Source organism: Anaerobacillus sp. ABA4_114 (assembly GCF_056159065.1).
Window position 1 is genome coordinate 387,112 of record NZ_JBSWUM010000001.1, and the last position, 26,450, is coordinate 413,561.

Annotated in this window: 34 protein-coding genes; 14 read left to right on the forward strand and 20 right to left on the reverse strand. The window is 41.8% G+C overall.

Going from position 1 to position 26,450, the window contains the following annotated elements; genetic code table 11:
* Positions 1-171: 171 nt before the first annotated feature.
* From ACXAEY_RS01930 to ACXAEY_RS01950, 5 genes are all read left to right on the forward strand, one after another.
* A complete protein-coding gene (locus ACXAEY_RS01930) occupies positions 172-1,551 on the forward strand; it encodes a cell wall-binding repeat-containing protein (RefSeq protein ID WP_474810081.1) in 1,380 nt (459 codons plus the stop codon).
* A 77-nt stretch (positions 1,552-1,628) separates the two neighbouring features.
* Positions 1,629-2,651, forward strand: coding sequence for a D-glucuronyl C5-epimerase family protein (locus tag ACXAEY_RS01935; RefSeq protein ID WP_474810082.1), 1,023 nt, complete (start codon positions 1,629-1,631; stop codon positions 2,649-2,651).
* Positions 2,652-2,724: 73 nt separating this feature from the next.
* Positions 2,725-4,956 (forward strand): cell wall-binding repeat-containing protein, encoded by a 2,232-nt coding sequence (locus tag ACXAEY_RS01940; protein WP_474810084.1) that lies wholly within the window; start codon positions 2,725-2,727, stop codon positions 4,954-4,956.
* A gap of 236 nt (positions 4,957-5,192) precedes the next feature.
* Complete coding sequence (locus ACXAEY_RS01945) at positions 5,193-6,596, forward strand: cell wall-binding repeat-containing protein (protein WP_474810085.1); 1,404 nt, start codon at positions 5,193-5,195, stop codon at positions 6,594-6,596.
* Positions 6,597-6,797: 201 nt separating this feature from the next.
* Positions 6,798-8,081, forward strand: coding sequence for a D-serine ammonia-lyase (locus ACXAEY_RS01950; RefSeq protein WP_474810086.1), 1,284 nt, complete (start codon positions 6,798-6,800; stop codon positions 8,079-8,081).
* A gap of 50 nt (positions 8,082-8,131) precedes the next feature.
* On the opposite strand, the gene gvpU is transcribed toward ACXAEY_RS01950, so the two are convergent.
* The 12 genes from gvpU to gvpJ (ACXAEY_RS02010) all read right to left on the reverse strand — a co-directional run bounded on the left by gvpU (position 8,132) and on the right by gvpJ (ACXAEY_RS02010) (position 13,623).
* Entirely contained in the window at positions 8,132-8,551 is a 420-nt protein-coding gene (gvpU, locus tag ACXAEY_RS01955; RefSeq protein WP_474810088.1) for a gas vesicle accessory protein GvpU, read from the reverse strand.
* Between the two features lie 27 nt (positions 8,552-8,578).
* Positions 8,579-8,902 carry a gas vesicle protein gene (locus ACXAEY_RS01960; protein WP_270180327.1) on the reverse strand — a complete coding sequence of 108 codons (324 nt, stop codon included), beginning with the start codon at positions 8,900-8,902 and terminating at the stop codon, positions 8,579-8,581.
* A 27-nt stretch (positions 8,903-8,929) separates the two neighbouring features.
* Positions 8,930-9,214 (reverse strand): gas vesicle protein K, encoded by a 285-nt coding sequence (locus ACXAEY_RS01965; RefSeq protein WP_270180326.1) that lies wholly within the window; start codon positions 9,212-9,214, stop codon positions 8,930-8,932.
* Complete coding sequence (locus ACXAEY_RS01970; protein ID WP_270180325.1) at positions 9,180-9,446, reverse strand: gas vesicle protein; 267 nt, start codon at positions 9,444-9,446, stop codon at positions 9,180-9,182. Before ACXAEY_RS01970 ends, ACXAEY_RS01965 begins: the two co-directional genes overlap by 35 nt.
* A gap of 17 nt (positions 9,447-9,463) precedes the next feature.
* The gene (locus tag ACXAEY_RS01975) at positions 9,464-10,258 is read right to left on the reverse strand and encodes a GvpL/GvpF family gas vesicle protein (protein ID WP_474810091.1); all 795 of its coding nucleotides are present in this window, start codon (positions 10,256-10,258) and stop codon (positions 9,464-9,466) included.
* 9 nt (positions 10,259-10,267) lie between these two features.
* Positions 10,268-10,522, reverse strand: a complete 255-nt coding sequence (locus tag ACXAEY_RS01980; RefSeq protein ID WP_474810093.1) for a gas vesicle protein GvpG — start codon at positions 10,520-10,522, stop codon at positions 10,268-10,270.
* The gene (locus ACXAEY_RS01985) at positions 10,519-11,283 is read right to left on the reverse strand and encodes a GvpL/GvpF family gas vesicle protein (RefSeq protein ID WP_474810094.1); all 765 of its coding nucleotides are present in this window, start codon (positions 11,281-11,283) and stop codon (positions 10,519-10,521) included. Before ACXAEY_RS01985 ends, ACXAEY_RS01980 begins: the two co-directional genes overlap by 4 nt.
* A gap of 15 nt (positions 11,284-11,298) precedes the next feature.
* Positions 11,299-12,219: a gas vesicle protein GvpN gene (gvpN, locus tag ACXAEY_RS01990; protein WP_474810096.1), complete on the reverse strand. Its 921-nt coding sequence runs from the start codon at positions 12,217-12,219 to the stop codon at positions 11,299-11,301.
* Between the two features lie 21 nt (positions 12,220-12,240).
* Entirely contained in the window at positions 12,241-12,507 is a 267-nt protein-coding gene (gene gvpO, locus ACXAEY_RS01995) for a gas vesicle protein GvpO (RefSeq protein WP_474810098.1), read from the reverse strand.
* Positions 12,508-12,573: 66 nt separating this feature from the next.
* Positions 12,574-12,834 carry a gas vesicle protein GvpJ gene (gene gvpJ, locus ACXAEY_RS02000; RefSeq protein ID WP_270180319.1) on the reverse strand — a complete coding sequence of 87 codons (261 nt, stop codon included), beginning with the start codon at positions 12,832-12,834 and terminating at the stop codon, positions 12,574-12,576.
* Between the two features lie 21 nt (positions 12,835-12,855).
* Complete coding sequence (gene gvpQ, locus ACXAEY_RS02005) at positions 12,856-13,308, reverse strand: gas vesicle protein GvpQ (RefSeq protein WP_474810099.1); 453 nt, start codon at positions 13,306-13,308, stop codon at positions 12,856-12,858.
* Positions 13,309-13,365: 57 nt separating this feature from the next.
* On the reverse strand, positions 13,366-13,623 hold the full coding sequence (gvpJ, locus tag ACXAEY_RS02010; RefSeq protein ID WP_270180317.1) for a gas vesicle protein GvpJ: 258 nt from the start codon (positions 13,621-13,623) through the stop codon (positions 13,366-13,368).
* Positions 13,624-13,824: 201 nt separating this feature from the next.
* Between gvpJ (ACXAEY_RS02010) and ACXAEY_RS02015 the strand changes: the two genes are divergently transcribed.
* From ACXAEY_RS02015 to ACXAEY_RS02045, 7 genes are all read left to right on the forward strand, one after another.
* Positions 13,825-14,124, forward strand: coding sequence for a hypothetical protein (locus ACXAEY_RS02015; protein ID WP_474810101.1), 300 nt, complete (start codon positions 13,825-13,827; stop codon positions 14,122-14,124).
* A gap of 28 nt (positions 14,125-14,152) precedes the next feature.
* Entirely contained in the window at positions 14,153-14,551 is a 399-nt protein-coding gene (locus ACXAEY_RS02020; protein ID WP_474810103.1) for a nucleoside 2-deoxyribosyltransferase, read from the forward strand.
* The gene (locus ACXAEY_RS02025) at positions 14,535-14,855 is read left to right on the forward strand and encodes a nucleoside triphosphate pyrophosphohydrolase (RefSeq protein WP_474810105.1); all 321 of its coding nucleotides are present in this window, start codon (positions 14,535-14,537) and stop codon (positions 14,853-14,855) included. The genes ACXAEY_RS02020 and ACXAEY_RS02025 overlap by 17 nt, the downstream gene beginning before the upstream one ends.
* 166 nt (positions 14,856-15,021) lie before the next feature.
* Positions 15,022-15,438: a hypothetical protein gene (locus ACXAEY_RS02030; protein ID WP_474810106.1), complete on the forward strand. Its 417-nt coding sequence runs from the start codon at positions 15,022-15,024 to the stop codon at positions 15,436-15,438.
* 172 nt (positions 15,439-15,610) lie between these two features.
* On the forward strand, positions 15,611-16,018 hold the full coding sequence (locus tag ACXAEY_RS02035) for a ferritin family protein (protein ID WP_474810107.1): 408 nt from the start codon (positions 15,611-15,613) through the stop codon (positions 16,016-16,018).
* Positions 16,019-16,094: 76 nt separating this feature from the next.
* A complete protein-coding gene (locus ACXAEY_RS02040; RefSeq protein WP_474810108.1) occupies positions 16,095-17,273 on the forward strand; it encodes an MFS transporter in 1,179 nt (392 codons plus the stop codon).
* Positions 17,274-17,293: 20 nt separating this feature from the next.
* Positions 17,294-17,695, forward strand: a complete 402-nt coding sequence (locus ACXAEY_RS02045) for a cytidine deaminase (protein ID WP_474810110.1) — start codon at positions 17,294-17,296, stop codon at positions 17,693-17,695.
* A 188-nt stretch (positions 17,696-17,883) separates the two neighbouring features.
* Here the strand turns inward: ACXAEY_RS02045 and ACXAEY_RS02050 are convergent, their stop codons facing one another.
* The 7 genes from ACXAEY_RS02050 to ACXAEY_RS02080 all read right to left on the reverse strand — a co-directional run bounded on the left by ACXAEY_RS02050 (position 17,884) and on the right by ACXAEY_RS02080 (position 23,813).
* Positions 17,884-18,594: an ABC transporter permease gene (locus ACXAEY_RS02050; RefSeq protein WP_474810111.1), complete on the reverse strand. Its 711-nt coding sequence runs from the start codon at positions 18,592-18,594 to the stop codon at positions 17,884-17,886.
* The gene (locus ACXAEY_RS02055) at positions 18,591-19,439 is read right to left on the reverse strand and encodes an ABC transporter ATP-binding protein (protein ID WP_474810113.1); all 849 of its coding nucleotides are present in this window, start codon (positions 19,437-19,439) and stop codon (positions 18,591-18,593) included. Before ACXAEY_RS02055 ends, ACXAEY_RS02050 begins: the two co-directional genes overlap by 4 nt.
* A 144-nt stretch (positions 19,440-19,583) precedes the next feature.
* Positions 19,584-20,588 carry a LytTR family transcriptional regulator DNA-binding domain-containing protein gene (locus tag ACXAEY_RS02060; protein WP_474810115.1) on the reverse strand — a complete coding sequence of 335 codons (1,005 nt, stop codon included), beginning with the start codon at positions 20,586-20,588 and terminating at the stop codon, positions 19,584-19,586.
* 150 nt (positions 20,589-20,738) lie between these two features.
* Positions 20,739-21,737 carry a hypothetical protein gene (locus ACXAEY_RS02065; RefSeq protein WP_474810117.1) on the reverse strand — a complete coding sequence of 333 codons (999 nt, stop codon included), beginning with the start codon at positions 21,735-21,737 and terminating at the stop codon, positions 20,739-20,741.
* Complete coding sequence (locus ACXAEY_RS02070) at positions 21,737-22,684, reverse strand: ABC transporter permease subunit (RefSeq protein WP_474810119.1); 948 nt, start codon at positions 22,682-22,684, stop codon at positions 21,737-21,739. Before ACXAEY_RS02070 ends, ACXAEY_RS02065 begins: the two co-directional genes overlap by 1 nt.
* A gap of 17 nt (positions 22,685-22,701) precedes the next feature.
* Positions 22,702-23,241, reverse strand: a complete 540-nt coding sequence (locus tag ACXAEY_RS02075; RefSeq protein WP_474810120.1) for a peroxiredoxin family protein — start codon at positions 23,239-23,241, stop codon at positions 22,702-22,704.
* 14 nt (positions 23,242-23,255) lie between these two features.
* Positions 23,256-23,813, reverse strand: a complete 558-nt coding sequence (locus ACXAEY_RS02080; RefSeq protein WP_474810122.1) for a MauE/DoxX family redox-associated membrane protein — start codon at positions 23,811-23,813, stop codon at positions 23,256-23,258.
* Between the two features lie 704 nt (positions 23,814-24,517).
* On the opposite strand from ACXAEY_RS02080, the gene ACXAEY_RS02085 reads away from it, so the two are divergent.
* Both ACXAEY_RS02085 and ACXAEY_RS02090 read left to right on the forward strand, forming a co-directional pair.
* Positions 24,518-24,646, forward strand: a complete 129-nt coding sequence (locus ACXAEY_RS02085) for a hypothetical protein (protein WP_270180302.1) — start codon at positions 24,518-24,520, stop codon at positions 24,644-24,646.
* A 517-nt stretch (positions 24,647-25,163) separates the two neighbouring features.
* On the forward strand, positions 25,164-25,334 hold the full coding sequence (locus tag ACXAEY_RS02090) for a hypothetical protein (RefSeq protein ID WP_474810124.1): 171 nt from the start codon (positions 25,164-25,166) through the stop codon (positions 25,332-25,334).
* A 51-nt stretch (positions 25,335-25,385) separates the two neighbouring features.
* On the opposite strand, the gene ACXAEY_RS02095 is transcribed toward ACXAEY_RS02090, so the two are convergent.
* The gene (locus tag ACXAEY_RS02095) at positions 25,386-26,291 is read right to left on the reverse strand and encodes an LCP family glycopolymer transferase (RefSeq protein WP_474810126.1); all 906 of its coding nucleotides are present in this window, start codon (positions 26,289-26,291) and stop codon (positions 25,386-25,388) included.
* Positions 26,292-26,450 lie beyond the last annotated feature (159 nt).

The window sequence follows — 26,450 nt, forward strand, 5'->3', positions numbered from 1 at the left end:
TGTGGGAGGATTGGTGTGGTCTAGCTATCATTGTATGGATACACTTCAAAAAAATAGTTATTTTATTACGAATGTTACATTTACATTACACAGAGGGTATAGTATAGTAGTTTACGAGTTCAAAATTGGTATTTTAAGGATAAAAATGAGTAACCATAAAACGGAGGGTGTATGAATCGAGTGAAAAAATCAATCGGAATCTTTTCTTCAGTCATTATGGCAACGAGCTTACTAGCAGGTCCTATCGCACATGCGGAGGGAGATCTACCAACCAACATGGAAGAGTACACTTATATTAATGAAGTGGAGCTGAATGATACGTTTAGTAGTGCGAACCAAACTCTTTCAAACAAAACGGCTGTTCACGGGACTTTTTCTGAAAGCGACGTGGATTATTATAAAGTAGAAGTCGGTGGAGAAGGGTATCAACAATTGCTTTTAGCTTTATATCCAGACGGGGTTAACGAAACGGATATGAAAATGCACGTAAACGTTTATAACAGTAATAAAGAAGAAGTTCATCCGTATTCTGCGTTTAATATGTTTTCTGGAACGTATTATGTAAAGCCTGGTACTTACTATCTTGAAGCTCAAGACTTAGCAAACATTAATAATGGAATGAAATATGAGTTAGTGACTTATGTGACAGAAGAATCAGAAGATGTTGTACGTTGGACTGCTGGAAAAGATCGATATTGGACGGCTGCGCATATAGCGATCGAATCAAGAGCTTATGGCTACGCAGAAAATATCGTACTAGCATCGGGTGAAGACTTCCCAGATGCTCTAGCTGGATCACCGCTCGCTTACCATCTTGACGCTGAATTGCTATTGACACAGAAAGACAAGCTGCCATTAGCAACTGAAAAAGCGTTGAAAACATTCAAAACTAAGAATGTAACGATTATAGGTGGAACAGGTGCTGTATCAAAAGAAGTTGAGAACTATCTAAAGAATGAACTGAACATGAAAGTTGATCGAATTTCAGGAAAAGATCGCTATGCGACTGCTGCTGCTGTTGCTGCAGAGCTTCCAGATTCAGAGAAAGCAGTGGTTGCTTATGGCAGTGACTATCCTGATGCGCTCTCCATCGCTCCTTATGCAGCCAAAAACAGCATGCCTATTCTTTTAACTGGAAAGAATGAGACTCCTGAAGCCACAGAAGAAGCACTTAAGAATTACGGCAAATCAATTGCTGTTGGCGGTACTGGTGTTATAAGTGAAAACGTATTTAATAACCTGCCTGACGCTGAACGAATCTCAGGAAAAGATCGTTATAGCACATCGGTCGCTGTAGCAGAATATTTCGATTGGACAATCCCTACTGTTAACTTTGCTACAGGTGAAGGATATGCAGACGCACTCGCTGGGTCGATTCAGTCGGCAAAACTTGGCGCTCCAATGGTGCTTACACCTAAGGACAAGCTCGCTCCATCAACAAAGCAGTATCTTAAAGAGAATGAAGCGAATTACTACAGGTTGTTTGGAGGAGAAGGAGCAATTTCAAGGAGCGTCATAGATGAGTTAGTTGAAATTCAGCAAAACAAATAGTGAGAACCAGACCACCGTCTGGTTCTCTCTTATTTGGAATCTATTTTATATCGACAGTAACATGGGGGATAAAAGCAGTGAAAAAATCAAATAAACGAATACTAGTTTTATCATCATTAGTTGCACTCATTATCATCTTTGGAAGTGTATTCATGACACGATCAGAAGAAACGGCTGGGACAGCTAATCAGAAAGGTGAACCAGCTGATCTTGCAGCTCAATTAGAACACGTAGCGGAAATAAACGAAGAATTTGGCTTTCGTATCGGTTCAACTGACATTGTAGACGTTCCATTAGATAAAGTCCCGTATGTCGGGGCAGTCGTGCCACTAGAGCCTGATGAGCCAACAGATGAGAATGGGATTGTGATGTATAATCAAGAAGGTGAGCTGCATTACCATCCTTTGAAAATAGGAAAATATGCAAAATCCTTTCTAGTTAGCTATGAAAAGAAAAAAGAAGATGCATTTTTAGAAAAAGCCATTCTACATGGAGATAAGCTATTAGAAATGGCTGAAGAACATAATGGCGGACTTTATTTTCCTTATACCAATCATTTCGACCTGCATGGATTTGGAGAAGATATAATGGAAGGACCTTGGTATTCGGCAATGACGCAAGGTCAAAACCTCTCGACATTTACAAGGTTATATAACTATACAGGTGATGAGAAATATTTAGATGCTGCACATAAGGTGTTTCAAAGCTTGAAAAATCTTAAGAGCGAGAATGATGTGTGGGTTTCATTAGTAGACGATGAGAGTTACTTATGGCTAGAAGAGTTTCCTCGTGAAGAGCCAACCTACGCACTGAATGGCTTCCTATTCGCGATTTTTGGCGTGTATGATTACTATTTATTGCAGCAAGATGAGGAGACAGAAAGTTATCTAAAGGGTGCGATCACTACTGTTAAACACTATCTTCCTGTATATCGAGTGGAAGGGGAAATCAGCTACTATTGTCGCGATCATCATGTGCAGAGCGACCGTTACCACATGATTCATATCGCTCAACTTGAGTATTTAGATCGAATTACAGGAGGTTCTTACTTTGAAGAGCAAGCTTCAAAGTTTAGAGCTGACTTTGAACTATCATCGTAAATAAGGACGGATCAGGCACGTTCCTGGAACGTGCTGAACCTATTATTAAACAGGTAAAAGGAGAACGAATCTAGTGAAAAAATCGATTGGAATCTTATCTTCAGTTTTGATGGCCACAAGCTTACTTTCAGGGCCCGCGGTCCATGCAAATAGCGAGTCAAAATCAAATCAGCATAACTACATAGATGAAGTAGAAATAAACGATACGTTTAGCAGTGCAAATCAAACACTGACAAACAAAGATTACGTACATGGTACTTTCTCTAAGGATGATATAGACTTTTATAAAGTAGAGGTAACGGGTGAAGGCTATCACGATTTAGCGTTACTTCTTTCGCAAGAAGATGGAAGAAAAACGGATATGAAGATGCATGCAAACGTATATAACAGTGACAAACAGGAAATCCATCCTTTTCATGTTGATCCGACGTTTAGATCCTGGTATTTGGTTCAAGAAGGGACGTATTACATTGAAGCTTCAGATGTTGCCAATAAGAATAATGGTAAGAAATATGAGTTGAATGCATATGTACCAAAGGAAAATGAAGGGGCGATCTATCGAATCTCAGGAACGGATCGGTATGAGACTGCTGCAAAGATTGCGATAAACTCACGTGCACATGGCAGAGCTGAAAACATTGTTCTTGCATCAGGTGAGAATTTTCCGGATGCACTAGCAGGCTCACCTCTCGCGTATCACCTCGATGCTGAGCTTTTATTAACTCAGAAAAATAAGCTACCAGAAGCAACGGAATCAGCATTAAAATCGTTTGAAACGAAAAAGGTCACGATCGTTGGTGGAACGGGGGCGGTGTCAGAAGACGTTGAGGATACCCTTGAAAAGAAACTAGGTATCGAAGTTGATCGTATTTCAGGAAAAGACCGCTACGCAACCGCAGCTGCTATCGCATCAGAGCTTCCAAACACGAACAAAGCTGTCGTAGCCTACGGAAGCAACTTTCCTGATGCACTATCGATCGCTCCATACGCTGCAAAGAGTAACATGCCTATTCTCTTAACTGACACAAAACGTATTCCTGAAGCTACAGCCAGGGCTTTAAAAGCGTATGAAGGAACACTTGCTGTTGGAGGAACAGGTGTGATCAGCGAGAAAGTGTTTAAAGAGTTACCTGATGCCGAACGAATTTCAGGAAAAGATCGTTACAGTACGTCAGTTGCGATCGCTGAATATTTTGATTGGCCAACACCTTCATCTAACCTAGCAACAGGAACAAGTTTTGCAGATGCTCTTGCAGGTTCAGTTTATTCAGCAAAACAATCAGCACCATTGCTGCTAACGCCAAAAGATGAGCTACATGCAGCCACGAAAGACTATTACCAGAATAATAGAATGTATAAGTACACACTTCTTGGCGGCAAGGGAGTATTATCTGAAGGTTTATATGAAGAACTTGCATCAGATCAAATCAAACATACTAGCGAAATAAACGAAGACTATGGCTTCCGTATCGGGTCGACTGAAATCATAGAAGTGCCATCAGATGAAGTTCCATATATAGGAGGAGTTGTGCCATTAAATCCCGATGAGCCGACAGATGAGAATGGTATCGTACAGTATAATCAAAATGGTGAATTGTATTACCATCCTTTAAAAATTGGACGCTATGCAAAATCCTTTCTCATTAGCTATGAACAAAGTAATGATGAAGCATTTTTAGAAAAAGCAATCTTGCATGGAGATAAACTACTAGAAGTAGCTGACGAATATAACGGTGGGCTCTATTTTCCTTACGAAAATGATTTTGATCTGCATGGGTTTGGTGAGGATATTATGGAAGGAACGTGGTATTCAGCAATGGCGCAGGGCCAAATCCTTTCATCATTCACAAGATTATATCAGGTCACTGGTGAGGAAAAATATCTTGATGCAGCGCATAAGACGTTTCAAAGCCTAAAGAATCTTAGAAGTGAAAATGATGTATGGGTTTCGATGATCGATGATGAGGGTTACCTATGGCTAGAAGAGTTTCCGCGAGAAGAACCAACGTATGCCCTGAATGGTTTCTTATTCGCGATTTTTGGTGTGTATGATTATTATTTGCTGCAGCAAGATGAGGAGACAGAACGTTATCTGCAGGGGGCGATCACGACAGTTAAACACTTTCTTCCTGTCTATCGAGTCGAAGGTGAAGTGAGTTATTACTGCCGCGATCATGATGTGCAGAGTGTTCGCTATCATATGATTCATATCGAACAACTGGAGTATCTACATCAGATCACTGGTGATCCTTATTTTGAGAAGCAAGCTTTGAATTTCAAGGAAGACTACGATGTAGAGGGCTAAACTCTACTAATCGTGCTAGAGAGAATCAGACTATAGTCTGGTTCTCTCTTTTATATGTTAATTAATGGAATGTAAGGGTGTTAACAGAATATAAGAAGTGCCATTTATTTACTAGGTAAAGATCGGTTAATTTCTGATAAATTACAAATGTTACATTTACATTACAAAGAGGGCGTGATATAGTTGGGCAGTAGGAAAATAATGGTTGAAATTAAAATGTGAAAGGGATGGTGGGATTGAAGAAAAACGGTAGTATTCTATTTTCTTTGCTTCTAGTAGCTAGTTTACTAGTAAGCCCTTCTGCTAGTGCGGAGGCGAACAGTAAGACTGAAACTCCTGCAGAAGAGGTGTTCAAACAGGCTGAGAACAAGCAAAATGCCGACAAGAAAGAGCGTGAACCAAACGATACGTTTGAAAATGCGAATGAAATTGAAATTGGTGAGTCTTACAAAGGCACGTTTACAGAAAGCGATAAAGATTTTTACAAAGTTACAGTAAAGGGTGACGAAAGAAAAGATTTAGTCGTTTCTCTACATGAAGAGGGTACATCATCCAAGGATATGGACTTTAACGTAACGGTGTACGACTCTAATAAAAATGAGATGGATTTTTACAAGACTAAATCATCGATGTACTTTTATAACACTTATTATAAACTTCAACCAGGAGTCTATTACATAGAGACGTCTGATCTGTTGAATAGTAACAACGGAGAAGACTATAGTCTTTATACAGATATTATGCAACATGAAGAACCTTCTGTAGCAAGAATGGATGGCGCTGATCGGTATGAAACTGCTGCACTCATCTCTTTTGATGCTGAAGGAAGAGGGTATCCTGAGAATGTCGTGCTTGCAACAGGAGAGGACTATCCAGATGCACTTGCTGCTACACCACTTGCCCAATATCTTGGAGGGCCGATCTTATTGACGACACAGGATGAGCTCCCTGAAATCACTGAGGAGGCTTTAGACCACTTGAGGGCAAAGAACATTACAATCGTTGGTGGTACGGGAGCAGTCTCAGCAGGCGTTGAGAATTATTTGAGAGATAAACTAGGATATCATGTTGATAGAATAGCAGGTAAGGATAGGTATGAAACTGCCGCTGCAGTAGCAGAAGAATTACCAGATTCAGATACAGCAGTTGTAGCTTATGGTAAGAATTTTCCGGATGCAATCTCAGTCGCTTCTTACGCTGCTCATAACATGATGCCGATTCTGTTAACAGAAACAGACGAAGTTCCAGAAGCAACGAAACAGGCTATAGCAAACTATGATCATTCTTATGTTATTGGCGGAAAAGGTGTCATTAGTAAAGAGGTAGCACAGAGACTGCCTAACCCAACTCGCCTTTCAGGAGAAGACCGGTATGCGACTTCTGTTGCGATTGCAAATCATTTTAAAGCTGACATTAACTTTGCCTCAGTAGCAACAGGAGAGGGCTTTGCGGATGCATTAGCTGGTTCAAGACGTGCAGCAGGTTATAACCACACATTACTATTAACACCTAAAGATCACCTGCATCCTGCAGTAGAAGCGTACTTTAAAGCTAAGGAAACACGCTATTATACAATCCTTGGTGGCAAAGGTGCTGTTGGAGAGGGAGTAGAAAAGGATATTTGGGAATTAGTAAAATAAAGATTAGGAATTGTGTTACTTTCATGACCTCTTAGATAAATAAAGGAGAGAGAATCAGACGATTGTCTGGTTCTTTCTTTTTTTAGGAGAAACAGGAGCTGTAGAGAAGAGTGTAGAAGGAGAGAAGATGGAGTTATTTGAATAGCTTAACAGACGGGGCAGGCAGGTGCTTGCCTTTAAACATAACAAGGAGGAAGCGCTATGTTAATCGCAGGGAAATCCCTTCAAGATTGGAAAATTAAATATCCTCTACTAGAAAACCTCATTCAATACAAAGAAGTATTTTGGCAGAATCCAAGCAAGGGTTTCTCACCCTCAGGACTCGATTTAACGCTTGAAGACATCAAGGAAGCAGAGGCACGCTTCAAACGATTCGAGCCTTATTTTAAAAAGGTTTTTCCCGAAACGGACGGTGTGATTGAATCGCCTTTAACGGAAATAGACAAAATGAAAACGGCTCTTGAACAGGAGTACGGCGTGACACTGCAAGGGAGTCTTTTACTCAAACAAGATGACCGCCTTCCCATCGCAGGAAGCATTAAAGCGAGAGGCGGCTTTCATGAAGTAATCAAACATGCGGAGAAGCTCGCACTCGGTCATAACATCTTATCGAAAGAGGATGACTATAGTGTGCTAGCTGACAAAAAGTTTAAAGAGTTCTTTTCAGCCTTCTCGATCATGGTAGGTTCGACGGGAAACCTTGGCCTTAGTATCGGCATTCTATCTGCAAAACTCGGATTCAACGTTACAGTACATATGTCGAGTGATGCAAAGCAGTGGAAGAAAGATTTACTACGAGAAAAGGGTGCAACCGTAATCGAGCATGAAGGAGACTTTAGTGTTGCGGTCGATGCAGGAAGGGCGCAGTGTGAAGAAAAGCTCACCTGCTACTATGTCGATGATGAAAATTCGAAAGATCTCTTCATGGGGTATGCAGTTGCAGCGCTTCGGTTAAAGAAGCAGCTGGACAAACGGAACATTAAAGTAAATGAAGAAAATCCATTAACCGTTTATCTCCCATGTGGTGTAGGTGGAGGACCTGGCGGCATCGCCTTTGGACTCAATCAAGTCTTCGGTGATCACGTACATTGCTATTTCGCCGAGCCGACGCATTCACCGTCAATGTTGATCGGGCTGATGACGAACCAGCACGACAAGGTATGTGTGCAAGACTTTGGCATGGACAACCTGACAGCTGCAGACGGTCTTGCAGTGGGTCGGCCATCGAAGTATGTAGGTCAGCGGGTGAAAACGTATATTGATGGTGTGTATACGATTGAGGATGAGAGACTGTACCGCCTCCTGCATATGCTTTATAACGCAGAAGGAATTATGCTCGAGCCATCCGCACTAGCTGGGATGATTGGTCCTGTTCATGTAGTGAAACACGGTAGCGGGATAGGGACACATGTTGTGTGGGCGACTGGTGGAAGGTTAGTACCAGATGAAGTGTGGAAAGAAGATTATGAGAAGGGAAAGTTGTAAAGCAGTGGTGCCGGAGTGGGGCTAGCTCCCATTCCGGCACCGCTGAAAATTCACCCATTCTGCTGATCTTTTGACTTTGATTCTGAAATTCTTCCAAGAAAGAAGCCATCGACCTCCGTGAGTTTACCTCTCCATAGGATGCTTCCTTTTGATGGAGTAGGTTTCGTATCTCCGCAATACACCCTCGCATTTTTTAGATGAATGAACTGTGCATCCGGAACACTGCTGCCTTCAACAGCTTCCCCCGCCTTCGTTAATTCTTCACTTAGCTTCTGAGAAACGTCACCTTCATCTTCAAACGATTCACTTAGGGTCGAAAAGTATTCACCGGCAGAAACGAGGGTGCCTGTCACCATCGCCCCTTTTAGATTCAACGTGATGTCTAAAGAGAAGTCGTGCTTGTTCGATGCTTGTACAAAAAATTCAAGAACACTGTCTTTTTCAGCGGTAGCAGCTGTTTCAACGCTCATAATTTTATTCTCCCTTCAAATTAACGGCTAGTACCGTGGTTTCGCCTCGCTCGTTTCAAGTCTTCTTTCAAGCTGTTCGAGTCTTTCATGCAGCTTTTTATTTTCCTCCTCAAGCGCCTTCGTGTTCTGGTCGGCTGCCTTCGAGCTTAAGTAAGGATCGTTTTCCCACCAATCCATGCCGATTTCCTTCGCTTTATCAACCGAGGAAACGATCAAACGAATTTTAATTGTTAAAAGCTCGACATCCGCAATTCCAACGCGAATATCACCAGCAACAACGACGCCTTTGTCCAACACTTTTTCTAATACATCGACAATCGTATTCGATTGTACCGGGTGTTCAACTCCCATCGTGACACCTCCACATCTCCATGAATATCATAGCAAGCTTCCTAGTGGACCGAGATCGATGTTCAGGTCTTCCGCTTCAAGACCGAATACATCACGTAACTCTTCCATTTTTTCTTCCAATGTCATAAGAGCAACGCCAAGGTTTTCGACTTGTTCATCGGTAAGGGAACCGCCTTCGACGCGCCTCATCGCATTTCGCTCAACGATCTGCCTTAGTAATTCGATTACCGTGAGAACAAGCTGTGCTAATCCTTTTTCAGCATTTTCTTGATCGATATTAATCCTTCCATCTGTCGACTTGGCCAGTTGCATGAATCAAATCCTCCCTTTCTTCATCAAATTGTTCCGAACTAAGTGCCCCCACCTGCTGCTCGACAAGCGTTTCAACAGATGAAATCAACACTCGTAAATCTAAGTACACGAGATCAACGCCCGCAATGGATATAAGTAAATCGCCCTTAATGGCAACACCCTTGTCGAGAATCACATCTAGAATATCGATCAGTGCAATGTCTTTGTTTTCGAGGGACTCTTTCACAGGCATGGCGCATCCTCCCTTTTTTATGAAGTGAAACTAGAGAAATGATAGGCAGGCCAAGGACCTGAGGCCTCGAATTGCCACCCTGAGGCGGTGAATTTCTCTTCATAATCTTTAAACGTTTTAATGAAGGCTTCCACCTCATCTTGGGGAAGGAGAAACACACTGTTCCAAGCCATTTTTTCTTGTCTTCCCGTCACGTCTTTGTTCCAGTTTTTCTTGATGTTTCCTAAGATCGAATGTGTTTTTAACGCTTCATGAATTCCTTCACAGAATGAGGTCTTTTCATTCTCAAGCTCCTGGTCGATGTACTGATCCATTTTCTTACGCTCAAAAAACTTTTTCCCTGGCGAAAGCGCCTCGATTTCTTCTCGTTTTGCTTGTATAGAAGGACTTTGTTCGCTAATTTGCTTTCGCATTGCTTTATCATCGCAGTAGATCTTCACGTTCCATTCTTCATTGCCTTCTAATAGGGAGAAAGTTTCCCGCAGCTTTTCCTGGTTGCTTTCGACGGTGTTTCGCAAACTATCTTCTGATTTATACAGCGTACAAAATTTTAACGGAATTAACGTATAGACTTTGGTAAGCTGCAGCACCGTTTCATGGTGGTGAAATGCTTTTTCCTGAAGCCATTTTACGTCTTGATCCATCTTTTCTTTTATCGTTTCTTCAGACGCCGCGACATCACACACGATTGCGGTCACGTCACCGATTGAGATTATATATAGTTCGCGATCACCATCGAATCCTTTTAAAGAGGGGAGCGGCTGGTTAGATTCACTTGTTGGAATAAAGCTATATAAATAGAGAAGACTCATCGATTACCCTCATTTCTTTTTCGTTAATTCTTCCCACTGTTCCATTTCTAAACGCTTCGCTGTCTCGTAACGTAGGAGCAGCTCTTCTTCTTTTTCTTCATACGCTTCTTCAGGAATTTCGCCTAGCTCGTACATCATCTGCAGCTGAATTAGCTTTTGCTGAATCGTGGGCAGGTCGTATAGTTCTTTGTCTGCTTCTTCTTTTATTTTCTCACCGACTTTGATCACAAGGTTGATGGGTGAGGTCACCAATTTATGGATCATGCACCTTCTTCAACCTTCAAGCGAATATTGACGAAGTTGTAGGCAGGCCAAGGCCCGGTATAACGAAACTCAACTTTGTCTTTCCACTTATCATGCGCCTCATTGACCACTGCATCGAATGCTTCCTCTTTTTCCCGGTCAACGAGGAACGAAGCGTTCAATAACATCTTTTCTCCAATCGGATCATTTGCTTTTGAGGCTTCAGCCGTTTCGTCTAATGGGTTAAAAATGTCTTCTTTGATTTCTTGTTGAATGGAAGCAAAAAGCTTCTGCGCCATTCCACCGAGCTGAATTCGTTCGTAGTAGCCAGCCGCTTCGGATTTTCCTTTTACATTAGATGCCATCTTCTCAACCTCTGGATTTTCGTTCACTCTTGATTCGAGCCATTCGCTCTTACCGATCACTTTTAGCCCAACTTCAATCTTCCCTTTGATGGCAGGAAAAAGCTTTTCGAACTGAGGATAGAGGTTTTCGAGAAGAACTTTTACATCTTCCTCTGAATGAAAGACGTTCCCAAAGCTGATCGGAAGGACCGTATCACTTTTTTCCATCACACGAGAAACGGTGCTCTGATGCATCATCAGATTATCTTTCTTCGGATGATAAATTTTCATCGGTACTTCCGCTGCAACCATCGCAGCGTCTTGATAGTGAATCGTAAACGTTTCATGATCGACGCCTTCAATCGTCACTGCGCCGAATTGCTGTTTCTTGTCTGTTTGAATCGCACAAAAAATATAAATGCCTGTGTCTTGGCTCATTCTTAAACCGCTCCTTTACGACTGGTGTCTCATATTGCTGCATGCCTCTATGATGCGTTCTTCCGCATCGGCAATCGGATTCTCAGAATCCAACTCCCGGCTCAACCCATCCCCTAAAATATCGATGCATAAGCGCTGGAATTCTGGGTGATTCCCTTGAATTGGAATGTCTGCTTCCTCTGTAAGACGGGCAATCATGAGAGAGGCGCGTATGCTTGGTCCGTGGTTCTCATTTGAGTAGTGGCTCCGGATTTGGTGCACAAGAGAGGTGATCGCTTTCGCTTCATCCGAAGAAAGATCGAATTTGTTCTCAAGAATACGAGCTTCTTTGTCAGTATCATTTAACGTCATGTTGATCGTAATCAAGCGATCGCGCAGCGCATCCTGCGTCTCATAAACGCCTGCATATTCAGCAGGGTTGCTCGTGAAAATAACCGCAAACTTTGGGTGAACACGAACGAACGGTTCAGTTGCTTTTGTTCCGTATAGAGGGAGCACGCCTTCTTCCAAAATGGATAGAAAAAGATTGTTCGTCGACGGCTTTGAGCGAGTGAACTCATCGTATACGAGCGTATACCCGTTCTTCACCGCTTCAAGTAACCGCCCGTTCCGCCACTTTTCAGAAACGTTTTCATCCTTTTTGTAGACTGAGCGAACGTACTGATCGATCACGGTTTTACTTGAATAACCCGTGAAATTCCCAATCAAGTCGCGATTGTTCAATTCGTGATTGCCATGCATCAGCATGACAGGTCGCTTTCGTCTCTTGGCTAGTGCAAGTGCAACCGTTGTCTTCCCGACCCCTGATGGACCGGTGAAATGAACAGGGTACCCTGCTTCAATGTAGGTTAGCGAGCGGTCGATAAGCTTTTTTGTTGCATCATCTTCAAGAAGTGCTCGGTTATCTTTTTTTATCTTTTGCGTTAAAACTGACATCGTGTCGACCTCCTGATCTCGCTATGCTTCCTCGCCAATCGCACTGCGATAACGAACGTCTCTGCGTTTGAATGAGGTTACTTCTTTGTTTTCATTTAAAAGCACATCGTATGAGCCGACCAATTCATCCTTGGCATATCGCTTCATATATTCTTTCTCTTCAATGACTTCAGCCGTAACTCTCCAGCCTTCGTTTTCATTCACCTCAACTGAGGTTATCTTATGAACGGGAGCAACGTTTTCATTAAGAAACTCGGCAACATTGCCCATGATCTGTTTAATTTCCATAGTGGCCTCCTGCAAACGTAATGGAAGGGAAGAGGTGCCTTATTAAGACACCAATCCCCGTTTGGATTAAATACTAAATTGAGGGCTGCGTTCGTTCTGCTGATTCGCTAGTCCGTTCTCTTGTACGTCATCGCGAAGTAACCCAACCGCCTCCGCATAACGTAACCAAGTATCTACACTTGCGATGACGACACGTGCTTCAACTGTTAAAATTTCAATTCCTACAACTGAAACTCTTGCGAACGCATCGATTACGATTCCTTTATCGAGGATGCGGTCGATTACCTCTGCAAGACTTGAACTTTCTGCGCTTTTTTGAATAGCCATGATGTTCTCTCCTTTCAGTGGTTATGAACTGATCGTTTTGATGTCTTTGGATGTTTTAATGTTCTGATAACTCTTGATATTCGTAGAGCTTTTGATGTTTGTTGAACTCTTGATGTCATGCACGCCTTTAATCGTTTTACTTTCGCGAGAAGAGGAGACTTCCTCTTGGAATGCCTCACCAGCTTCCTTTGCCGTCGACACCTTTTCTTTTACAGAGAGAAGAGCATCTTGGACTTTTTCTTTCGCTTTCTCTGCCGTGCTGTGAACCTTGGAAGCATTCTCTTCTTTTGTGTTTTGAAGCTGTTCAGACGCCTGATCTACCTTTGATTGAACACCTTCCTGTACGTTTTCCTTAAACGTTTCATGCGCATGATCTTGAACCGTGTTCTTTACCTTTTCTTTAATGTGCTCAGGCGTATGTTCAACAACTTTTTCTGTGACTTTATCCAGTGCTTTTCCAAAGGGTTTACTCATGAGATACCCCCTCCGTGGTACGAATTACTCAATTTTCCGAAAAATGAATCCAACGTACTACATGCTAAACTGTGCGCGCTCGTTTGATTGCTGAAGAAGACCTTCTTCCTGAACGTCATCTCGAAGTAGTCCGACGGCTTCCGCGTAACGTAACCACGTATCGACACTTGCGATAACGACCCTTGCCTCAACCGTAAGAATCTCGATCCCAACGAGCGAAACACGCGCGAATGCATCGATGACAATACCTTTATCAAGGATGCGGTCGATCACTTCTGCAAGACTCGAACTCTCTGCACTCTTTTGAATACTCATCACGTCACTCCTTTTTAAGCTGTAGAATGCCTAACCATCTCAATAAATGAAATGGTTGGAAAGGAAAACAATTCACATGAGTATACCTCGGAAATGAATTGTTTAAACAAAGCTTCAACGCTCTTTCTCCTTTTATGAAACAAATGACCTAGATGGTCCGTATATAAAAATAATAGTAGAAGAGAGGAAGGAGAACGGCACGTGGAACTTTTTCTGGAAATTCTCGCAAATTTAGGTGGGATATTTGGCTTTGGTGGAGGAGAAGCACCTGATGAGGAGAAGATTGAAGAAAACATCATCGCACTCATGGCTTTCGCGTGGTTTGTAGACCTTACAAAAATGCCTGAAGCGAAGCCGCTCATCACGAAAAATGAGTCTGTTCGATATGTAATCGGGAAGATGCGGGTGAAGAAGATGAAGAAGTCGCCGATGTATGAAGTGAGGATGGAAAGGAAATTGAAAAAGGAAATGAACAAGCAGCTTGCTGTAAAATCAGGATAGATATGAAGGAAAGGTGAGGAGAAGAACAATGAAATTCTATATCGCATCAAGTTTTCAAAACAAAGCGCAAGTTCAAGAGCTTCGTGATCTATTAAAGAATGAAGGGTACACACATACATATGATTGGACGATGAATGAAAGAGCGACAACGTTTGAGGAACTTGGGAGAATAGGCACTTCAGAACTCGACGCAGTGAAAGAGTCCGATTTTCTTATCGCTCTTCTCCCTGGTGGGAAAGGGACGCACATTGAGATTGGCATTGCACTCGGCAGTGGTATTCCGGTCTATCTTTATTCTGAAGAGGAAATCACTGACCCTGTGACTTCGAGTTCTTTTTACCATACGAGTGGTGTGACGAGATGCTCAGGTTCGCTAGAAGATCTATTTCATATCGTTCGGGAGAAAAACCATGCCGGTATACAATAAACTAGTAAGGAATCGCATTCCTGACATCATTGCGAATAGTGGAAAAGTCTATGAGGCTTCCATTCTATCGGATGAAGAATACAAAATTGAGCTACAGAAAAAACTAATTGAAGAAGTGAATGAATACATAGAAGCAAGGACTGATGAAGAATCTACTATGGAGCTTGCTGATGTTCTTGAAGTGGTCTATTCGCTTGGAAGTGTTCACGGTAAGGATGCTGAAGAGATCGATGCGGTTAGACGGAAGAAAGCGATGGAGAGAGGTTCGTTTTCAGATAAGGTTTTCTTGAAGTCAGTTGAGTAAATGATGAAAGGCAGAAATGAGGGGGCTGGAATTTTACTTTAATGTTGCAAGTATGACAGGTTCGGTGTCTATTGTCCTGAAGAATGAAATCTGTCGAATTTAGTGATCTAAATGTGATCCTCCTCCGAAAGCTAGGTGTATCAAAATTTAAAGGAGGATTTTTATCATGTTTAAAACAGTAGCAGCAACAGGTCTAGCACTCTCATTAGGATTCTCAGGAATGACAGGGATAGGCGTAGCGTCAGCAGCAGAAGACACAAGCGCCACTGTAGACCTCCAAACGAAGATTGAAGCAGCTATTGAAGACGGTGAAACCGTTACGAAGACAGACCTTCAAGCTTGGGCAGAAACAAATGATTGGGAAATGGAAGACCTTCAAGTTTGGGCAGAAGCAAATGGCATGACTGAAGTTGAACTTCAAGAATGGGCTGAAGAAAACGGGTGGAGCGAAGAGGATAGCGCGAAGCTAGATCTTGATCTAAGTGCTAGCCTTAACCTTGATAACGTTCTAGAAGATGATGAAGATGAAGACGAAGATGAGGATGAAGGCATCTTAGGTGGTCTTCTAGGTAGCCTATTTTAATAATAAGGTAGCTTGTAAGATGAAGTAAGGCTGAGCGGATCCGCTCAGCCTTTTCTTGTGGGCCAGGAAGGTGCCTGGCACCTTCCTGAGCCCCGTTAGAAAAATTCACCTTTATCTAGGCTCTCATCATATACTGTTCTATCTTGCTTCAAGACGAAAGGGAGAGAAGAACATGTACCACGTCTACCGTACACTTGTTGAGGATATCGCGACTGCCATCAATGGGGAGTATAGCGCCATTCAGTGTTATAACATACTCGCTCAACTGGCACCGAATGAGAAGACGAGGAATCAAATTCTAGAGATTCGACAAGATGAAGTCAATCATTATCAAGCGTTCACAAGCATCTATACACAGTTAACGGGACAACAGCATTCACCGCAGTTAATCGAAGAGTGTCCCACTGCTTACATTTCTGGACTTAAGTACTCAATTGAAGATGAGCAAAAAGCTGTCGACTTTTACCTCGACATCGCGGATCAAACGCAGGATCCCTATATCAAGGAGGTCTTTAAGCGAGCAGCGGCGGATGAACAGAACCATGCTGTATGGTTTTTATATTTTTTAACGAGGAGCTAGGCACCTTCCTGCCCCCGCTATTGACTATTTCCAAGATGGGCTTACAATATAAGGTAGCTCATTACGGAGGTGCACGATGCAGGAGGCAAAGAAAAACATACTTACGCTACAAGGATTCTACTTACTCGCCTTTTTCGGGGTGGGAAGCTTATTTCCGTTGTTGAGCGTCTATTTAAAACAAGTAGAGAATCTGAACGGTTCACAAATCGGCATGATCATGTCACTCGGACCGATCATCATGATTTTCTTTCAACCAATATGGGGGATGGTATGTGACGCCACCCAGTCACCGACTCGAGTCCTCACCTTAACAGCACTCTTAACGGGTATCGCCGGAATGGGATACCTTGTTTTTGATGGCTTTTACTGGTTTCTCGTGATCGCTATCGTCGTCGCAATCTTTCAGAGTGCGATCATTCCCGTTTCAGACAGTATTACCTTAAAGTACACGGGTAAGGTGAACTATAACTATGGAAACATACGACTGTTTGGCTCGTTAGGTTTTGGTCTAGCCGTCTTCATTATGGGAAAACTATCAGAGTCAGTCTTTGGACCAGGGGTTATCTTTTACGCATTCTTGATTTCTCTTACACTAGCTTCTATCCTCGCATGGCGTTCACCGAGTGAGCGTCAGACGAAGAAAGTGGACCTTAAGAATGGAATGAGAAAGCTACTAGTCTATCGAAAGTTTCTTCTGTTTCTCATCGTGACATTCATGATCTTCGGACCGAACTTATCAAATAATACGTACTTTGGATTGTTTGTAGAAGATAGCGGAGGAACGTATGCAGGGATCGGACTCGCGTTTATGCTTGCAGTTCTACTCGAGATTCCGTTCATGCGAATCTCAGGAAAATGGATTCAGCGGTATGGATTACTGATGGTAGTATTATTTGCTGGAATAGCTTCCATGCTAAGATGGGTGCTTTATTTCTTTGAACCAAGCTTAACGATCATCTACGCAACGACGATCATTCAAGGGTTCTCCCTAGGCTTATTTATTCCAGCTGGTCTTCAGTATGTTAAGGAAATCGCTCCAATCAATATGGATGCAACTGCCGTAACGTTATATGCTGCAGTGGGAAATGGAATCGGAAACTGGTTCTGTACGTTTGTTGGCGGATACCTATATGATTTCTTTAATATTTTCGTTGTGTACTTATTCTTTGGAGGGTTAGCGCTTATAGGTGTCCTGCTGACTCTCGTACTTTTAAGAGCGGAACGGAGTTATTCTCAGCTAGCACATACAAATTAGAAAAGCGATGGAGGGGTATTATGAACATCGAACAACAACTTTACGAAGAAGCGGTAAACTTAATCGAAAGGAGATATCCCTCAGGCTGGGGAGGAGCGTCGGCTATGTATACGAGTGACGGCCAAATCCTAACAAGCGTATCGCCAGAAGTCATCAATGCATCAACAGAACTATGTATTGAAACAGGAGCGATTTTAGAAGCTCACAAGCTAGAAACAAAGGTTACGCATACGATTTGTGTAGTTCGAGAAGATGAGAACGCTCCGTATACAATTCTCACTCCCTGCGGCGTATGCCAGGAGCGGCTTTTTTATTGGGGAAGTGAGGTAAAAGCTGCTGTTTATCATCCTGAAGGCGAGCTCATATATAAGACGCTGCAGGAGATTCAGCCGTATCATTGGTATAAGGCTTATAATGAATAAGACGTCACAACAATCTTCCACAAAAGCTTTCTTTTGGAGGTAAACAATGTTTGGATGGGAGTACGTACCAGATTGGTTCCTATGGTTTGCACTTGCTGTTTTTGCAGGATATATTCTTTTTATCGAATGGTTTATGAATAAATGAAAAAGAGCGGGGGTCAGTGCTTGACCATCGCTCTTCATAATTTCTAATCATCCAAAGCTCTTTTCTTATACATTATGACTACGCATATGCCGGTAACAACCGCCCATCCTGCGATGACGAATAACGGTAGAAAGAATTCAGTCATACCTACACCATTCTCCACTTTGTTCGCTAACTCGATAAGCTGCACGTTCGGCATATATTCAATAAATGCTAGAATCGCATATTTGTCCGCGAAGGATTGCAGGACCGACCCGAATCCGAAAATAAACATCACCGGCAGCACCATGACCGAGGCTTCCATGACGGACTTCGATAGCAATCCCACAAGCGTACCTAGCGCGATATAAAACACTGTGGAAAGAAGGATAGCAAATCCTACTACAACTAGATTCGAAGGCTCATACCCAGTAATGAAGGAACAAACAACGATCGTCGCGATTGTAAAAAGGAACGTTAGCGCGCTTTTGCCACCCAGAATCTCTGATAGTGTGGCAGGGGAAAGCATGAGTCCTCTTAACGTATTCTTCTCCTTCTCTTCAGCGATCAAAGCACTCTGAATAAAGACGGCTACTGCAGCGAACGTAAGGTTGATCACGGTGTAGTGAGTTTCGATCGATATAAGATCAGATGTACCGTAGAAAACGGCTAATATTAGCGGTAAGAGTGCGGTCGTGATGACGAATAAATTTTTCGTTAAATCTTTTACATCTTTTTGGAAGATCGCATACGCGCGCCTCATTGAAAAAGTCATACCAATTCCCTCCCTGTCACGTTGATGAAGATGTCTCCTAACGTAGGTTCGTTTGAATAAATCGAGGCGACCTGGCTGCTCGACATATACTGATGCATTCGTTCAGCATCTTCCGGCCCATTCTTTATAACAACTTTCCTTCCATCGTTTAACTCCACCGTAATCGTTGAATCTGAGAACTGTCTTTTTATCTTCTTCGGTTCATCGAGTAACTGAATCTTCCCTTCATGAAGAAACGCGACTCGATCGCAAAGTAACTCTGCTTCACTCATGTCGTGCGTCGTCAAAAAGATCGTTGTTCCTTCGTTATTCAGCTCACGCAAGCCACGGTAAATATGTCTCGAGTTAGCAGGATCAAGGGCTGAAGTCGGCTCATCTAAAAAAAGAAGGTCCGGTTTATGCAAAAGGGCTCTCGCAAGAAGAACGCGTTGCAGCATACCCTTTGAAAGACGGGAAACAAGTTTCTTCTGCTCATCTTGTAAATTTACGATTTCTAACACGTCAGTGATACGAGCATGTGGAACCCCATAAAGATCGCAGTACAAATTAAGGTTGTCGTAGATCGATAGTCGATTATACAGACCGCTATTATCGGTTAGAATTCCGATTCTGCGATGAGCACCTTCCTTCGTTAATCGATTGGTGCTGATACCGAATACAGTAGCTTCACCATCTGTAGGTGAAAGTTGATCCGTCAAAATTTTAATCGTCGTCGTTTTTCCAGAACCGCTTGGCCCTAGAAATCCAAAGATTTCTTTTTTCTTTACTGAGAAATCCACTTCATTTAATGCTACCTGATTACCAAATGCTTTCATCATTGAACGTACTTCTATGATATTCTCCAACATCATACCTCCTCGTTGTTTGTAACCTAAGATTACAGAACGACTGATAAGGAGGCATTAAAATCCCGTCAAACGGAGGCTGAAAAGGTTAAATGGAGCATTGGTAGGGATGAGTGGTGTCTATTTTTATCCGAATGGAACACGTTAAATGCCGAGAATCTCTTTTAATGTCGCCATTTTATTCTTAGACAGTGGAAGTTCTGATGAATCTTCGAGGATGAGGCCATACGCATTCCTTGTCCAAGTGATGACTTCAGTTACTTTCTCTAAGTTTACGAGATACGAGCGGTGGCAGCGGAAGTAACCGTATGAAGCTAACTTTTCTTCGTATTCGGTTAACGTGAAAAACCCCTGGAACTCCTCACCGTTCACATGAATGGTGACGTCCCCTCCAGAACTCTCGAGATAATTGATTTCCGTCGGATCAAACAATAGAATCTTCTTCTCAACTTTGGCAGGAATCTTCCTAAAGTGAATAGAGGGTGAAACGTTCGGCTCAGTTTCTTCGTCCGACTGCTCAGAGGGGGTGTCTTCCACCTCTAAAGCGTGTAATCCATTTTCATTCAAACGATATGGAATGTCCGCAAGTGTAATCGCACTTTCTATGTTTCCTGTGAGAATTAATACACATTTCTGTTCTTGTTTTAGATAAGTGACAAGTTTGAGAAATACCCGTTTCGTTTCCATATCGACATTCTGATCGGGCTCTTCAAAAATAAACAGCAGCGGATTCTGAAAGAGGGAGCGAGCGAATTGGATCCTTCTTTCTTCTGAATAGGTAAGATTTTTAACTTTTACATTCTTCTTATCTTCAAGCTGTACAAGGTGAAGAACATCTTCAATACGTGTATTCGAATTGTATAGTCCTTTAAAAAACTTAAAGTTATCGAGCACGCTTAGTCGTTCATAAACGCCACCTTTTAAGAAGGACACGCCAATATCAGAATTGTGTTTTGAAATGTTCTTTCCATCTAGTTGAATAGATCTATGAAAAATTGGGTCACGACTAGTGAAACCTTTAAGCAATTCACTAATGACACTCATATTGGAATGAAGTGCAACGGTCTCGCCTTTTTCGATAACCAAATCAAACGCTGGGAGAACTAGTTTATCGCTAATCTGCTTTTCAACATTTTTTATCGTTAACACCTTTAAAACTCTCCCCCTCTATAGGTTGGATGTTCTTACATAGGGAACCGTATCCTTAGTTTAATAATCTAATTATTTCATTTAATTACATAAAAAGTAAGAGTTGAATTAAAAAGAGGGGATCAGGCACATGCCTGATCCCCTTTATCATCAATTTCGCAACTCAAAGCTTTCCGCACTAAAGGTATAGCTCGCACTAGATGCTTTAGCCTTCTTCTTCTTTCTTCTATAAGACGGACTCGCTTTCAATCCATACACGATGCCGTTAATTGCAAGAATCGTCAGCGCAAATGCCGTCACTGGTGCAAGAATCATCCATGGGAACGAGTTCACGTACTGAAAGTTCTGTGCGATTAAGCCTGCCCATTCGTTTGACATAGAAAATGAAGCAGTCGTTGCATCTCCAGTCTCAATGTCATATTCAAGCACTCTAACGTCTGTCCCCCCAATGAATACTTTCAATAAGCCGAGGTGTGCAAAGATAATCAGTACTTGTCCGACTTGCTGAATGAAAATGATCAGCAGTTTCGGATTTAAGAACGGCGCCATGTGGGATTTGAAAATATGAAAGTGACTTCCACCCATCACTTTGGCACTATCGATGAACTCTTTCTGCGCGATGAGGTCGAGTTCTTTCTGTACGTATAGCGACAACACTGGGACACTGATGAGCACGAGAACGAGCATAGGGAATATAATCTTTGTCGGCGTACTGTAGCTCCAGCTGAACGTCATCACGACAGGTGCGATCAGTACATACGTGAAGATCGTAACAGGAGCATAGTGAAACGTATCTGCGAGACCATCGAGAAATTTACGAAAAGACCCTGGGAGTAAGTACAGTAAATAGCCCCCGATCGCAGAAAGAACGATCCTTCCTAATGCCACGAGGATCGACAGCCCGATCGTAAACTTCGCTCCTTCCAGAAGTTTCAGCATAAAGTTATTTCCGTCGATGTCACTACCGAGCGGGAACTGTGCTGACGGCGGGAAAGGGGCTAATGCAACGATATCGCCATTACTGTCGTAGAGGACCTTTTCCGGTTTCGGTGCTTCACCGAGCGCACTATATATAAAGCTTCCAACGAGAAGGAGGACGATGAACAAGGTCCCCCCAGTGACCATCGGTTGTTTGATCAGCTTCTTCATCAAGAATCACCCATCACATTAAAGGATTTTTCTAAGAACCATTGTGTAACCGTGAAAAAGAGAAACGATGGAAGGAATACCATAAATAATCCCATCGTAACGATCTCGTTATTGAGAACCCCGTTTTGAAAAATAAAGGTCATAAATCCTTTTATTTCAAAGATCACTTCAAGCATCAAAAGGTTCGCTAATGCAAAAAGGAAGATGCCTTTGAAATGGTTGAAGAAGGTGAAGATCGAATTTCTAAAAATATGTATGTGTAAGATGCGACTACGATTCAATCCCTTGCCTCGCGCAAGCTCCACGTAGAGAAGCTTCTCTTCATCTTCAAACGATAGCAGCAAATATTTGTAGATGTAGAGGGCAGGGAGAAATGAGAGAACGAGGATAGGGAGAAGAATCGCTTGTTCTCCGAACCCACTCGTAATGTTAAATAACAGAATCTCCGTCTTTTTATAAATCCAAATGATCGCGATCTGGGTAATGAGAATAATAAAGATATCAGGCAGTGATTCCATTACAAAAAGGAACGCTTTCGGTAATCTCCTTCTGTGAGTGGGTAATAACATCGTTAAGATCGTCAGGAGAATCGCTGCCACGAGCGCTATGAATAGAGATGCTATTAAATATTGCATCGACTGAAGATAGGCCTGCCAAAACTCAGGGAACAGCGGCCACACGCCACCACGCGCATAGTACTGATCGGCATTTCCTGAGAAGATCACCGTGATGGTATCGATGATGTTCGTAACATACGCATCTACATTCATCACGATGTTATCTGATAGAAAGAGCGTATTATTGAGCTCTTTCCGTTCGATCATCTTGAGGACTTCAAGCTGCGACTCCATATTGAAAAGAAGATAGGGAAGGGAGCCGATGAGAAAGATCCCTATCGATGTGAGTAAGAATTGGATAGCGGTTCTTGTGAAGAAAGAACGTACCATGTAAATCCCCCTTGTCTCTACTGTGCGATATTGGCGGCCAACGGAACGAAGCGTAATAGATTGTCGAGTTCATTCATATCGCCAGTAGCTGCGACGTTACCACTCGGGTCGATGATGAAGATGGTCGGCACTTTTTTAATATAATACGTTTCAAATAATTCTGGAGCGACTATATAAGAAGTATTAGCGATAGAAGGACAAGATTCCTTCCCTAATTTTTCCTGTGACACAATAAGCATGTTCGCCTCGAATTGTTCTGCAAGGTGTGGCACATTGCTCAGTAGTGTTGAACAAGTGGGGCATGTTGCACTCCTGAAGATCATGATCGTGTGTTTTCCATTTAACTCACTCATAGAAAGAGGACGATTGTTTTGATCCTTCGAGCGAAAAAGCGGTGCTGGATCACCGATTCGTAACGCTTTCTCCTCAACTGTTCCACCACTGCTTCTAAACCGATTAAGAAAGTGGGTAACCTGCTTCAGAAAATATAGTAATATAGCAAATTGAAAGAATAGAAAGAGCCATAATCCGATATGAGACAGTAGCTGCCAGTTCATTCTTGTATCCTCCTTTACGCTAGCAATCTTTTAAAATGCTTCCTTAGCGTTGTGACTTCACGTACGATGATGATGCAAATCAGCGTTACCCATCCCCCGCAAAACGCAATAAAGAAAGATTCAGGATAAACGTCGCGAATCGATTTTCCGCTTAATACCGCATCAAGCATACCTAGATCAACTTGACTGAAGAAGAGAAGAGAAGCGCCAATCATGATGCCGACGTTCCGCAAAACAAGCCTCCATGAAAGGAGGTTTTCCCCAACGATCCCGCCACACCCACACGAGAGGTCAGTTCTCCCTCTCCTAAGGTTGATGACGATGGCTAGTGTATAGGTTCCGATTAACAAAATAGAAAGTGCAACGCTGCTATTAAAAAGCAGTCCGACTAGAATACACGTGCCGAGCAGTAGTTCTACCGTTACATCCACGTATCCAGCGGTTTTAACGAGCTTTGAAGGCAGGATTCGATAGTTTCTTATACTTTCGATATGCCCTGCCATGTCTTTAATCTTTGTATAGGCAGATGTTAGGAATTTAGAGGCGAGCCCTATCCGTAAGAAGAGAATCACGCTTGAATCTCCTTCGAGAATGTTTTGGCTTGCTTAGGTATGATTGTAAAAGATTGATAGAGGAGATGGTGTAAACGATAGAGTGTAACTATAAACGGGGATAAGGAGCTTATCTTACGTTTTCTACGGTTTTTGTTTGAAAATATAACTGGAGGAATATTGAATGAAAGAGGAAGGAAGGACTATGAAGAGAGTTTCTATAGGAAGTAAAAGGGAATTGCGTATATCTTTCTACCTTGGTCATAATAGGTTTATAGTAGGAGATGGATGGAGGTGACGATCTTTCAATTTGTTACCTATTTCAGAAAACCAGAACGATTATAGTATCTATCCTTGCTGCACTAGACTTTTTAGAAGATGAAAAACAGCATTTATGGTTATCCCTTAAAACATTGAATGAAATTTGGACTCCATATCATTTTCTTTGCATAATTATATTTACCTATTTTTCTTCGTAAGGGTATAAATTTAGTCAATTCTTCCGATAGATAAAGATGTAGTTAGTTATCGGTATTTTTATGAGTAGGAATTTAGAAAGATTGAATTCTAACTAGGTTTTAGGAATATTTTAGTCTTATAGGTAATTTTTTCTTATTTCCACCTACATAGTTAGACATATTATGCTAAAATATAACTTGTGAATAAGCCGACCTTGTAAAATACCCACTTCATAATCACAAAAATTATCGAAAAAGAGGGATTGAATGAACGGTACATGGATGACTCCTGAAGAGATTGCATGGAAAAAGAAACGTAATAAGCAAATAGGTTATGCTCTAATACCTTTATTTTCAATACTTGTAGGCGCTGTCATTAGTTTGCTAGCAAGTTAAAAGACCATCTGATCATACTCAGATGGTCTTTTATTATGTTTAGATAAATTGATTCCTCCTAATACAAAATTTGTCCAGCCACTATTCTATAACCAAACTGCAATCCATAAAGAATCTCCCAAAACGTACCCAGACCAAGCTTTCGTTCATCTTGTATATTCATTCTCTTCTTTCTTTTATGGTACTCATTACGACTGATTCAGTAACTTATACTCACCTATTAGCAACCTATCCATAAAGATCGCTATGATTCGACGAAATAAATGAATGAGCATATTTTTTAAGTTGTACCATAATAAAAGTTTGAAATCTAAAAGGTCCGGGTAGATATCTCCTAGTCAACACTGATCGCTAGTTCCATAAGGTCGTTATAACGTACAAAAAGCAGGCAAAAAGAACTATTTATCGAATAATTTAATTGTAAACAAGTGTAAATTCTCTCAATTAAGTGGAAATTAATTGAAGTCGGTGCTATAATCAAAAAAATAGTTTACGAGATTACGGAGGTAAGATGTTAATGGATACAAAAGAGGAAGGGAATTTAATGTGGACGGAACTTCAAGCGTTTGTTCAAGAAGTTGAAAAAGAGCAAAAGCAGCCAGATTCTGCAGGACCGTACATAGAAAAGATTAGAAAAATCCTTACGAAGTATATGTCTGCTGACGAAGCAAAACTTTTTACGGATTGAACAACAAAAAGAAGGTGCTTTTGAGGAATGTCAAAAGCACCTTCTTTTTAATTAGCTGATTCCTAAATGATCCTTCAATTTTTGTGTAATCATTTGTTTCTCTTGCTCAGGTACGATGTAGTACCAGAGGTTATCAATCATTTCACCATGACCGTTGATTTCAAATGTGTTCATATTCTTACGTGCGCTTCTATAGTTCTGGAAAATATTATTCATTTCTTCAAACGTCATGTTCGTCTTCACGTTGCTGCCAACAGCATCGAGTAGCGTGCCAACTTTATTAATACTTCCAACACTCGCGCCTTCATTAATGATGGCTTTAATAACTTCGCGCTGACGATCGTTTCGGCCGAGGTCGCCTTTGGGATCTTCGTAACGCATCCTTGAAAACGCAAGAGCTTCTTGTGCATTTAACTCAATTTCACCTTTTGGAAAGCTGTATCCTTTATAGTCAAAAGAGAGTGGGTTATCGACAGTTACTCCTCCTAGTGCTGACACAACATCCTTAAATGCTTCCATGTTTACTTTGAAATAATAGTCGATTGGGACATCCAGGAAATTTTCAACCGTATCCATGGTCATTTCAACGCCGCCATATGCATAGGCATGGTTCATTTTCTCGATTGTACCGCGGCCTACAATTTCAGTTCTAGTGTCGCGGGGTAAGTTAAACATATACATCGACTCATCGTTAGGGTTAAGGGTGATCATAATCATTGTATCAGATCGGCCCTGGTCGTTGGCACGTTCATCGACGCCTACGAGAAGAATGGAAATGGGATCTTTTTCAGCCATATTTACGTTTTCAGTTCGTTTTGCTGACGTTTCACGATCGATTGGCTCATGCATCGTACTAGCCGTATCTTTCACTGAAGAATATAGGTAGAAAGCATATCCCCCAGCAGAAATCAAAAGCACTCCAATGATAATACCCGTAATTAGTAAGAACTTTCTCATAAATACATTCCAGCTTTCTATAACGTAATAAATTCAAATAAGTGCAAAGTCCTAATCTTTATTATACGTCCAAGTAAATCTCAAAGTAAATACCTTCCAAAAACAAAAAGGAATAGACAAAACCGGGAAATATGGTAAAGTTAAACAGTTGTTTTGGTG